The sequence below is a fragment of the Rhodococcus sp. (in: high G+C Gram-positive bacteria) genome, from assembly GCF_049286785.1.
GTDB lineage: Bacteria > Actinomycetota > Actinomycetes > Mycobacteriales > Mycobacteriaceae > Rhodococcus_F.
Genome location: NZ_JBAQEO010000118.1, coordinates 1 through 11,346, shown reverse-complemented (window position 1 = coordinate 11,346; position 11,346 = coordinate 1). Strand labels below are relative to the sequence as shown.

The 11,346-nt window shown below is 67.1% G+C and carries 9 protein-coding genes and 2 pseudogenes; 9 read left to right on the top strand and 2 right to left on the bottom strand.

Features of this window, described 5'->3' with window-relative positions; genetic code table 11:
* The coding region (locus WAW17_RS04700) for a hypothetical protein (RefSeq protein WP_422331846.1) at positions 1 to 185 on the top strand (185 nt) is incomplete at its 5' end.
* 45 nt (positions 186 to 230) lie between these two features.
* On the opposite strand, the pseudogene WAW17_RS04695 reads toward WAW17_RS04700, so the two are convergent.
* Both WAW17_RS04695 and WAW17_RS04690 read right to left on the bottom strand, forming a co-directional pair.
* Positions 231 to 377: pseudogene (locus WAW17_RS04695) on the bottom strand (ZIP family metal transporter); the annotation flags it as partial.
* Positions 378 to 441: 64 nt separating this feature from the next.
* A complete protein-coding gene (locus tag WAW17_RS04690) occupies positions 442 to 1,194 on the bottom strand; it encodes an SGNH/GDSL hydrolase family protein (protein WP_422331845.1) in 753 nt (250 codons plus the stop codon).
* Between the two features lie 88 nt (positions 1,195 to 1,282).
* Between WAW17_RS04690 and WAW17_RS04685 the strand changes: the two genes are divergently transcribed.
* The 8 genes and pseudogenes from WAW17_RS04685 to WAW17_RS04650 form a co-directional block, all read left to right on the top strand.
* Positions 1,283 to 1,825: a hypothetical protein gene (locus WAW17_RS04685; protein ID WP_422331844.1), complete on the top strand. Its 543-nt coding sequence runs from the start codon at positions 1,283 to 1,285 to the stop codon at positions 1,823 to 1,825.
* A gap of 31 nt (positions 1,826 to 1,856) precedes the next feature.
* Positions 1,857 to 3,053: a TerC family protein gene (locus WAW17_RS04680; protein WP_422331843.1), complete on the top strand. Its 1,197-nt coding sequence runs from the start codon at positions 1,857 to 1,859 to the stop codon at positions 3,051 to 3,053.
* A 171-nt stretch (positions 3,054 to 3,224) separates the two neighbouring features.
* Positions 3,225 to 4,247, top strand: coding sequence for an alpha/beta fold hydrolase (locus WAW17_RS04675; RefSeq protein WP_422331842.1), 1,023 nt, complete (start codon positions 3,225 to 3,227; stop codon positions 4,245 to 4,247).
* Between the two features lie 162 nt (positions 4,248 to 4,409).
* Positions 4,410 to 5,135, top strand: coding sequence for an HAD family hydrolase (locus WAW17_RS04670; RefSeq protein ID WP_422331847.1), 726 nt, complete (start codon positions 4,410 to 4,412; stop codon positions 5,133 to 5,135).
* On the top strand, positions 5,132 to 7,483 hold the full coding sequence (locus tag WAW17_RS04665; protein ID WP_422331841.1) for a glycoside hydrolase family 65 protein: 2,352 nt from the start codon (positions 5,132 to 5,134) through the stop codon (positions 7,481 to 7,483). The genes WAW17_RS04670 and WAW17_RS04665 overlap by 4 nt, the downstream gene beginning before the upstream one ends.
* A 53-nt stretch (positions 7,484 to 7,536) precedes the next feature.
* The gene (locus WAW17_RS04660) at positions 7,537 to 8,649 is read left to right on the top strand and encodes a patatin-like phospholipase family protein (RefSeq protein WP_422331840.1); all 1,113 of its coding nucleotides are present in this window, start codon (positions 7,537 to 7,539) and stop codon (positions 8,647 to 8,649) included.
* A 181-nt stretch (positions 8,650 to 8,830) separates the two neighbouring features.
* Positions 8,831 to 10,807, top strand: coding sequence for a hypothetical protein (locus tag WAW17_RS04655; protein WP_422331839.1), 1,977 nt, complete (start codon positions 8,831 to 8,833; stop codon positions 10,805 to 10,807).
* Positions 10,808 to 10,817: 10 nt separating this feature from the next.
* Positions 10,818 to 11,346, top strand: a pseudogene (locus tag WAW17_RS04650) (hypothetical protein); the annotation flags it as partial.

Here is an 11,346-nt window from a genome sequence, read left to right as displayed (position 1 = left end):
CCGAAGCTGATCGCGTGTGCGTCGTCTACGACTTCGTCACGGACACCGACGCCGGCGCGGTCCGCTGCGTCGAACTCCTCACCGTCACCGACAACCGGATCACCAGCATCGAACTGCTCCTCGACCGAATCGCGTTCGCGCCCGTCAACCAGGCCCTCGAAAAACGCGCAACGCACTCGGCGTGAGGGCGAAACCCGGGCTGGATGTCCCCACGCCGCCCGCCAGGCAAGTCAGCCTCCCAGGGCGAACGCGACAAGGAATCCCAGCGCGGTCGAGATTCCCACCCACCAACCGCCTTCCCGGTAGGCCTCCGGCATCAACGAGTCGGCCAGGACGGCAATCGTGGCACCCCCGGCGAAGGCCTGGATCAGGGAGATCCCAGCGCGCGGCAGGGAATCTGCGTAGGCCGTGGCGGCGAGCACTGTCCGGCCCGATTGCCGCTCAGCGAGCGTCGGGCAGGTTCCCCAGTTGCGCCAGCACCGCTTCGGCGATGAGCAACTGCCCTTCGGCGGTGGGATGCGTGCCGTCTTCGGCTACCGCGTCGAGCCGGTCGAGAAACAGGTCGCTGACGTCCACGTACTGCGCACCGATGCGCTGCGCCTGCTCTTTCAGCACCTCGTTCATGCGGCGGAAGTCGGCGGGAAGCTCGTCGCCCTCGGTGTAGAAGGCGGAGAGCACCACGACCGGAGCCGTGGGGGCCAGCCTGCGCACCTCGTCGACGGTGGCGCTCACCGCTTCCTCGAACTCGCCGAGAGTGGCGTCGCTGTCGTTGTATCCGCCCGAAAGAACGATCAGGTCCGCGTCCGGTAGCCCCGACTCGGTGATCCGCTGCGCATGATCGAGGCCGTCTTCCCGTGCCTGGGCAACGTAACCGGCGCCGCCCTTCGCCAGAAGATTCTGAACCCACTGCCGGCGTTCGGCGATGATGTCGGGCCACTGTTGCCCGCCGTCGTCTTCGGAGCCCACCGCGAACGAATCTCCGACGAAGTACACCTGCGGCAACTGAACGGGCGCCGATGCGACTGTTCCGGGAGGGGCCGACGGCTCGGACAGCGCGTCCGTTGCACTGGTTACGCGTTGTTGATCCACCATCAGCCCAGCCCCGACCGCGATGACGGCGACGAGCATGAACGCCCAGAACGCGACGGTGCCGAGTTTCGACTCGGTGGGAGTTTCTGTGGGCGACTTCAGCATGACGTGCATTCTCCGGTACAGCCCGGTCAGCGAGAATTCGACCTCCCTTCCCCGGCAGACACGCCGGGTCGATGGCACGATCGACTCCGTGCCGACTCAGTCACCCGAAAACCCCGTCCATCGCTCTCGCCTGCAGCGGTTGCAGTACGCCTGGCGGAGGAACCTCGGTCAGGACGAGCAGTCGGCAGTTCTCGCGTGGGGCGCGTTCACCGCGACGTTCGGTGGCGTACGGGCGCTGACGCATTGGATCAAGGACGGGCACGGGCCCACCACCGGTGGACTCAGCCTCGGCGGCCACCATTTCCACCACTACAACATCGGCATCGGCACCCTCGCCGTCGTCGGTGCGATAGCCGTCCACGGACCCGAGAAACGACGCCGCCACCCCACCGTCGCACTCTCCTACGGCACCGCGATCGCCCTCATCGTCGACGAACTCGCCCTCCTGCTCGACCTCCAGGACGTCTACTGGGCGAAGGAAGGCCGCACCAGCGTCGACGCCGCCGTGACCATCATCGGGCTCGGGGGTCTCATGACCGCCGGCTTCGAATTCTGGCCCGACGCCCGACGCGCGCTCAGTGGTCGCAGGCTCCGGAGTGACGTCACGAACCGCACCACCGCGTTAGGCTGACGAGAGCCGGCCATCGGCGCAAGGAGAGACGATGCAGCAGGTAACCCCACTCGCCTGGACCGTCACGATCATCGTGATCGCCGCCCTGCTCGCCTTCGACTACTTCTTCCACGTCCGGGCCGCGCACACGCCGACGCTCCCGGAATCAGCGATCTGGTCGTCGCTGTACGTAGGCGTCGCTCTGCTCTTCGGGGTGACGGTCTTCGCCTTCGGCGGCCCGGACATGGGGGCGGAGTATTTCGCCGGGTACGTGACGGAGAAGGCGTTGTCGGTGGACAACCTCTTCGTCTTCCTCATCATCATGTCCAGCTTCCGGGTGCCGCGCGAAGACCAGCAGAAGGTGCTGTTGTTCGGCATCGTGTTCTCGCTGTTCGCACGAACCGCCTTCATCTTCCTCGGTGCGACGCTGATCAATTCCTTCGCCTGGGTGTTCTACATTTTCGGCTTGATCCTGCTGATCACCGCCGGCAACACGCTTCGGCCCGAAACCGAGGAAACGGAATCGCACTCGGCAGACAACTTCATCATTCGTATGGCCCGCAAGTTCCTGCACACCAGCGAGCACTTCGACGGCGACAAGCTGTTCACCGTCGTGGACGGCAGACGGGCCCTCACGCCGATGCTGCTGGTAATGGTGTCCATCGGTGGCACCGACCTACTGTTCGCACTCGACTCCATTCCCGCGATCTTCGGACTCACCCAGAACGTATTCGTCGTGTTCACGGCTACCGCGTTCTCGCTGATGGGTCTGCGGCAGCTGTACTTCCTGCTCGACGGGCTGCTCGACCGTCTCATCTACCTCTCGTACGGCCTGGCCGCGATCCTCGGATTCATCGGCGTGAAGCTGATCCTGCACGCCCTCCACGAGAACAACCTGCCGTTCGTCAACGACGGGGAACCGGTCAGCGTCGTCGAGGTCAGCACCACGGTGTCGCTGGCGGTGATCCTCGGCGTTCTCATCGTCACCGTCATCGCGTCGGTCACGAGCCAGCGCGGCAAGGCGCAGTCCGCGATCGCCGGCGCCCGGCGGCACGCCACCAATTACCTGGATCTCGAGTACACCGCGAGCGGCGCGGAACGTGACCGCATCTACAACAAACTCGTCGCCGAGGAACAACAACTGAAGAGCCTCGATCCCAAGTTCCGGAAGATGGCCAGGGACGAAACCGCTTTGATGGACCTCATCACGCGCGCACACCGCGCCCACGATGCCTTCCTGGACAGATAACAGCAGCACGCCGAGTTTGCTGATCTGTTGCGCGGCACCCGCTCCCTGCCGTAGAACTACAGAAGTGACTTCCCGGCACGCGCCGGCCGCGGCCACTGCAAAACCTGCTCCTGATTCGGAGGAGGTGATGGATCCTATTGTGTTGCGCCGTCGAGTGATTGGAGCAGCAGCATGCGCTGGCATCGCATCGCGTCGGTGGTTGCCATCGCCTCGGCCTGGCTTGGTGTCTGCTCGGCAACGCAGACCACCCCGGCCGCTTCCGCCGAACTGGTTCCGAGCCCGCCCGGCGCGATATCCGTCGCGACCGTTCCGGAAGTAACCGGCCCCCAACAGAGTACGCATCCCGACGCTTCTCGTTACTCCCGCCGGACCGTCGGCTCCGTACCGTCCGGTGTGAACGACTTCTCGTGCACACCGACGCCCATGCATCCCAGGCCGGTGGTCCTGGCGCACGGCTCCGACTCGAATGCGTACTCGGACTGGGCGGCTCTCGGTCCCCGGCTGGCGAACTCGGGTTACTGCGTCTTCGCGCTCGACTACGGCGGCAAGCCCGGTGCCGACAACTACGGGACCGAAGACATGACGCTCAGCGGCGAACAGGTGGCGAACTTCGTCGACCGGGTGCTCACCGCCACCGGGGCGAGCCAGCTCGACATCGTCGGCTATTCGCAGGGCGCCACGGTGAGCCGCTACTACATGAATCGACTCGGCGGGGCGGCGAAGGTAAACCAATGGATCGGCCTCGCGTCGCCCACCTACGGCGGCACCCTGTACGGGGTCACCCCGCTCCTCGACCGGATCCCCGGCGCGCTCGAGGCGCTCAGTGCGCTTCTTCCCGCCACCCTGCTCGCGCCGGCAGTGGCGCAACAACGAGAGGGTTCGGACTTCATGGAAACCCTGAACCGGGGCGGCGACACCGTGCCCGGACCGAAGTACACCACGATCGGTTCACGAGTCGACGAGGTCATCCAGCCCACGTCCAGCATGGCACTCCGCGGCCCAGGGGCGACGAACATCGTGGTCCAGGATCTGTGCCCCCAGAACCTGTCCGGTCATTTCCGGATGCCGTACGACGAGTTCACCCTCCAGTTGATCGTGAATACCCTCGACCCCTCCACCGCCGTCCCACCCGTGTGTGCACCGGTTCCGCTCGGCGCCGGCGTGGTGGAGATGATCATCGCCGACAACTCCTGAGCCGTCGGCCGAAACATACAGTCCGTTCGGTAGGTTTCGGCCCCGATATGCGACGAATCGAGACCATCCCGACATCGGACGGATGCGGGAACGTGAATACCGCCGACACCTGCGCGCGCCCTCGACGGGACCGCCGGTTTCGGCGGTAGCGTCGAGAGGGTGATGGGACTTCCTGATGCGATCTCGGCCTGCTTGTTCGACCTGGACGGTGTGCTGACCGGCACGGCCGTACTACACCGGAAGGCGTGGAAACGGACGTTCGACGACTTCCTGAAGCATCGTGAGGGTACACGGTTCCGGACGTTCACCGATCAGGACTACTACGACTATGTCGACGGACGTCCACGCGCCGACGGCGTGCGCACCTTTCTCACCTCCCGCGGCATCACACTGCCGGACGGTTCGCCGCAGGACCCGGCGGCCGCCGAAACCGTGTGGGGCGTCGGCAACCGCAAGAACGCCCTGCTTCTCTCGGTGATCGAGGAGGAAGGCGTGAGCCCGTACCCTGGTTCCGTCCGATATATCAAAGCTGCCTACGAGGCCGGGATGAAGATCGCCGTGGTCACCTCTTCCGCCAACGGCAAGGCCGTGCTGGACGCCGCCGACCTGAGCCGATACGTGCACGTGCGCATCGACGGTGTGGTGATCGCCCAGCACGGACTGCGTGGCAAACCCGCACCGGATTCGTTTCTCGCGGCCGCACGGGCCCTCAACGTGGAACCGGATCACGCCGCAGTGTTCGAGGACGCACTGTCGGGTGTCGAAGCCGGGCGGGCAGGCCGGTTCGGTTACGTGGTGGGTGTCGACCGCACCGATCAGGGCGATGCACTGCGATCCCATGGCGCGGATGTGGTCGTGACCGATCTGGCCGAATTCCTCGAGAGATGATGATGGACGGCAAAGGCTACGAGATCGCACCGTGGCACCTACGCTGGCGTGGCCTCGACCTCGAAGCGTTGCACGCCACCGAGTCCACGTTCGCGCTGTCCAACGGGCACATCGGCATTCGCGGCACCTTCGAGGAAGGCGAGCCGCGGGGACTCCCAGGCACCTACCTCAACGGCTTCTACGAACAACGGCCCCTCCCCTACGCCGAGGCGGGATACGGCTACCCGGAGGACGGCCAGACCATCGTCAACGTCACCAACGGCAGCATCATGCGCCTGCTCGTCGAGGACGAACCGCTGGACATGCGCTACGGCACCGCGCCGCAACACGAACGGATTCTCGACTTCCGCTCCGGCACCCTGCGGCGCACCACCGACTGGACGTCACCGACCGGCCGGAAAGTGCGCATTCATGCGGAACGGCTGGTGTCCTTCACCTCCCGCGCGGTCGCCGCCATCCGCTACGAAGTGGAACCGCTCGACGGCGACGTCGAACTGGTGTTGCAGTCCGACCTGCTGGCCAACGAGCCCAACCCCATCCGGAGCGACGATCCCCGCGTCGCGGCGGCGCTGGACAACCCGCTGGTGTCGGACTTCGCCTGCGCCCACGACTACCGCGCCGTCCTCGCTCATCACACCCGGGCATCCGGACTGCGGATGGCCGCCGGAATGGACCACGAACTCGACCTCCCCGCCGAGGGTCGGTGCAGCATCGAGACGGAGAGCGACCTGGCCCGATTGACCGTCGCGGTCGACGTGCCTGCCGGGCAACGACTCCGAGTGACCAAGTATCTGGCGTACGGCTGGTCCACCCGGCGCTCGACGCCGGCGTTGCGCGGACAGGTGGAGGCGGCCCTGGCCGGCGCCCTCGAGACCGGCTGGGACACCCTGCTCGCCCGGCAACGGGACTACCTCGACAATTTCTGGGAAGCAGCCGACGTGGAGATCGACGGCGACGTGGAACTCCAGCAGGCGGTGCGCTTCGCCCTGTTCCATGTTCTGCAGGCCAGTGCGCGCGGTGAGTCCCGGGCCATCCCCGCGAAGGGTTTGACGGGCCCCGGCTACGACGGGCACGCATTCTGGGACACCGAGGCGTACGTCCTGCCGCTGCTCACCTACACCGTGCCCGACGCGGCGCGGGACGCCCTGCGATGGCGGCACTCGACCCTCGACAAGGCGAAGATCCGGGCCGGCCAACTCGGTCAGTCGGGGGCGGTGTTCCCGTGGCGGTCCATCAACGGTCAGGAATGCTCGGGCTACTGGCCTGCGGGAACGGCCGCGTTCCACGTCGGCGCCGATGTGGCTTCGGCGACGGCCCGCTACCTGGCCGCTACCGGAGACGAAGAATTCGAGACGCACTGCGGGGTGGAACTGCTGGTCGAGACGGCCCGGCTGTGGTCGCGTCTCGGTCACCATAATTCGCGGGGCGAGTTCCGTATCGACGGGGTGACGGGCCCGGACGAATACACCGCGGTGGCCGATAACAACCTGTTCACCAACCTGATGGCGCAGCAGAATCTGCAGGAGGCCGCGGCCGCCTGCGAGCGGCGCCCCGCGGTGGCCCGCGACCTCGGCGTGGACGACGAGGAAACCGCCCGCTGGCGCGACGCCGCCGCGCACATGCGCATTCCCTTCGACGAGGGACTGGGTGTTCACCAGCAGTCCGATGGTTTCACCCACCACGACGAATGGGATTTCGAGAACACCCCGCCCGAGAAGTACCCGCTGCTGCTCAACTACCCCTACTTCGATCTCTACCGGAAGCAGGTGGTGAAACAGGCCGACCTCGTCCTCGCGATGTACCTGCGGGGCGATGCCTTCACGCCCGAACAGAAGGCGGCGAACTTCGCCTACTACGAGGCGCGGACCGTCCGCGACTCGTCCCTCTCCGCGTGCGTGCAGGCGGTGATTGCCGCCGAAGTCGGCCATCTGCAACTCGCCTACGACTACTTCGCCGAATCAGCACTGACCGACATCCACGACGTGCACGACAACGTGCGCAACGGGCTGCACATGGCATCACTGGCAGGGACCTGGCTGGCATGTGTGGCCGGGTTCGGCGGCATGCGGGACCACCATGGACGGATCACCTTCGCACCCCGGCTGCCGGAGCAACTCGATCGCATGGCTTTCTCGCTGACCTTCCGGGGCAGCCGCATCCACGTGGAAGTGCATCAGCACACCGCCACCTACCACCTGAGGTCGGGTGGGCCGGTCGAGCTGGCCCACCACGGCAAGGAATTCACGCTCGCCGCGTACCCGGTGACGAAACCCATTCCCTCCCTCCGCACCGACCTCCCCGTGGTCCGGCAGCCGTTCGGGCGCGCACCGGTGCGACGCGGACGGTGAATCAGTGACCGAGGCCTCTGGTCCGCGAGGCGCCTCGGGGGCAGAGTCGGTACATGCTCAGCAGCGTGCTCGACGTCTTCCGGCTCCGCCAGTACTTCAACGCGGCGACCCGTGCCCGGGAGTGGGTGGACGGGCTTCGGGACGACGCCGGGTTCCTGACCGAGGCCGGCCGCGCCGCCGTCCATCTGCCGTCCGGTCTCGTCCACAGGCGTGAGCTCTCGCCGTTTCTCCCGCGGGCGCCGTATTCCCCGGGCCTGGAAGCCGGGCAACGGGTGGCGCTGGCGGCGACCGGGGGTAGCGGTGCGATGGCGACGATCGTCGGCGCCGCCCGCGCACTCGAAGAGGCCGGGGTCCGCCCCGCCGTCATCTCACTGTGCTCCGGTTCGGCGATGTTCGGGTTCCCCCTCGCGGCCGGTCTGCCGTCCGAGAAGGTTGCGGAGTTCACGCTCGGCCTGCAACCGGCCGACTATATCGACGTCGACTGGCTCCGGCTGCTCGCCCTGGCCCCGACGCTCGGACGCGGCTTCGCCGGAATTCTCCGCGGCGACGCGATAGAGAACGCGTACCGGCGGCTCCTCGGTGACATGACTCTCGGCGAAATGCCGATTCCCGCGTACGCGCCGATCTGGAACGTCGAGGAGAATCGCCTCGAGTACATCGGCCCCCGCACCCACCCCGACCTCACCGTGGCCCGGGCGGTGCACATGGCCATCGCGTTGCCGCTCTTCATCCAGCCGGTCGAATTCGGCGGCTACCACTGGTGCGACGGCGGGATCGTCGACATCTTCCCGGTTCACCCGCTGCTCGACATCGAGGAGCCGTGCGAGGTCACCCTCGCGGTCAACTGCTTCTACCCGCCCGGCTTCGAGGGCGAGGACGCCACCGGCTGGGAGTACCGCCGCGCCAGCATCCTGTATGTGGCGAGCCAGGTGCGCACCTGCCAGCAGATCGAACTCGCCCGGCAGAACCTGACCCGGCTGCGAGAGGCGTCGACTGTCGTCATGATCGAGCCCGTCCCCTACGAGAAGGTCAGTGGCATCGGTTTCTACCGCCAGTTTCTGAGCACCCGAGACTGGCCCGGCTTCATGCGTGCCGGCCGCGACACCGCCCGGCAGGCCTTGCTGGCGGCGGGCCACCTTCCACTTCACCGCCGAGAAGCGCCCTAGGACTCCCCCATTCGTTCCCACCCGGCATCTCGAGATTCGTGAGTCCGGCCTGCGCAACCGATCTGCCGAGCCGATCCGTTCACCTCACACGGCACAGCACCGCCGGGTAGCGTCAGGTACGCCGGTCCCAATCCCACGACGTCGTCACCGAACCGCAACTCCAGCACCGAAAGAGCCGCCGATGCCAGTGGTCGCACCGTTCCGCCGACGCGCCGCGCGTCTGATCGCCGCGCTCGCCGTCTGCGGACTCACGCTCGCTTCGGAACCATTGGCTCACGCGCAGGAACCTACCGGCGGAACCGTCGTCCTGGGTTCGCGCATCCTGGGTTTCGGCGAGACCGTGCCGTTCCGCGGCAATCAGGACGAGGTCACCATCACCCTGCCGGTATCGCCGGGTCTCACCCCCACCTCGATCGACGGTGTCCTCGACCTGCCCGGCAACGTCGGCCGCGCCTGGATCGACGTCTCATCCGGGGGTCGCACGCTCACCCGGATCGACCTACCCGGAGCCCCGGCCGCCAACGCACCCGTGTCGATTCCGCTCACCGGCACCGAGGTGATCGAGCAGTCGGTGGCGGTCACGCTGCGGATCACGCTCGTCCCGCTCGACAACATCTGCCAGCAGGACTGGCGCGGCCGGAGCGCGAACCTGCGCGACGTGCGCGTCGTCTACCGCGGCGCCCCCACCAATCCTTCGGCGATCGCGGACTTCCTGCCGCCCATCCTCGAGCAGGTGCATCTGTACATTCCCGGCGATCCCACAGCCACCGAGAGCGCGGCCGCCGTCGACCTCGGCGGCGCCGTCGTCGCCTATTACGGAGCCCGGCCGGTGCGCGTCGACGTACGGCGGTTGCCCGACGGTGACCTCACCCCCGCCGTATCCACCGGTCCGTTCGAGCGCTCGATCCTGATCCGCGAGAGCGCCATCGCCGCAGTGGCATTGACTCCCATCCCCGGTGGTCCCCCGGCCCTGCAGATCACCGGTGACGAACGCACGCTGTTCAACCAGACCCGTCTGATCACGAGCACCGTCGCCGACATTGCCGTCGACTCCCGCGCTACCTCCGGGTCCATGGACCGGCCCCCGATACTCGGCCCCACCTCCACCACCCTGCAGGATCTCGGCGAGTCGGCCTTCTCGCTCGGTGCCACCACGCACGGACGGGTCGAGGTTGCCGCCGGCCTCGATCAAACCCGGCTCGGACGCACCTCGGAGAACATTCGCGTCCATCTTCAGGGCTCCTACACTCCGCTACCGGCAGCGCAGAATGGATTGATCACCGTCGCCGCCGGCGACCGGCAGCTCGACAGCTGGGCCGCCGAACCCAGCGGACAGATCGACCGGTGGATCGACATCCCCAATGACGCCCTCCAGCGCGTCACCACCCTCACCGTCGCCCTCACCACCACCGGCGCCACCAACCAGTGCGGGCTCGAACAGCCCCTCACGCTCACCATCGACCCCCGCAGCGAGGTGCTCAGCGACCCGGCCGGCAGCCCGCAACCCGGCGGATTCCAGGCCCTGCCGCAGGCATTGCTACCCAGTGTCGACGTCGCGGGCACTGTGGGCGGGTTCGACGACACCGCTCGCGCGGTAGCGGTGGTCACCGGACTCCAGTCCCTCACCAGCGTCACCCTCGACCCGCGCTGGGTGTCGATCGACGAGGCACTCACCTCGGCCGTGCCGGTCATCCTCGTCGCCGCCGACGGAAACCTGCCCGACAGCGTGGAGCTCCCGCTCGAACGCACCGAGGACGTCACCCTCGAGCTCACCGACCCGTCCACCGACGGATCCACCACCGTCACCTTCGGGGCGCCCATCGACTTCGCCTCCCTGCAGACCACATTCGACGGAACCCGCCAACTCGTCGTCGCCGGATCCACCGGCGTTCCGGGCGAGCTCGACCGCACCCTGCGGTGGTTACAGGAGGATCCTGACCGGTGGGCGGGCCTGAACGGTGACATCCTGTTCACCTCCGCGGGCCGCGACCCCATCGAGCTGTCACTTCCCGCGACGATGCCCGGCGACGAATCGTCCACCCTCTCCGAGATTCTGCGGTGGGTGCTGACCATCGCCGGTGTCCTGCTCGTGCTCGGCCTGGTGATCGCCGTGATCGTGGTGCTGCGGCGCCGCCGCACCACCGAGTCCCCCCGGTGACCGATCCCCCATGGCCACCCGATACTCCGGTTTCGAAGCGACGTGGCGCCTGGGGCTTCGCTGGCTCCTGATCCTGGGCGCCGTGGTGTTCGGATTCTGGAAGACGTGGCAGGACCTGTGGCGCAGCGCAGCCGACGGGACCGCCATCGGCTACGTCTTCGTGCTGCCGTTGGCGTGTGCCTGCGCGGCGATCGGCATTGCCGTGCGCCGGAGCGAGGGGCTACCCATCCACGATCGCCAAACCGACAAGATCGTCGGCGCCATCGGACTGCTCGTCTCCCTCGGCATCCAGGCGCTGCTCCTTCCCCGGTACTACGAGAACTACGAGCTGATGCATCTGGACGTGGTGGCCGCCTGGTTCTTCGCGTTCAGTTCCGCCGTGCTCATGTTCGGTCTCCGCCCGGTGACGCGATTCTGGCCGGCGTGGCTGGTGGGGGTCCTGCTCGTTCCGCTCTACTACCGCACTTTCGCAGTGCTGCTCGGTGGCTCCCTGTTCGCGTTCGGCTTCATCATGGTGGTCGTGGCGTCCGCGTCCGTCG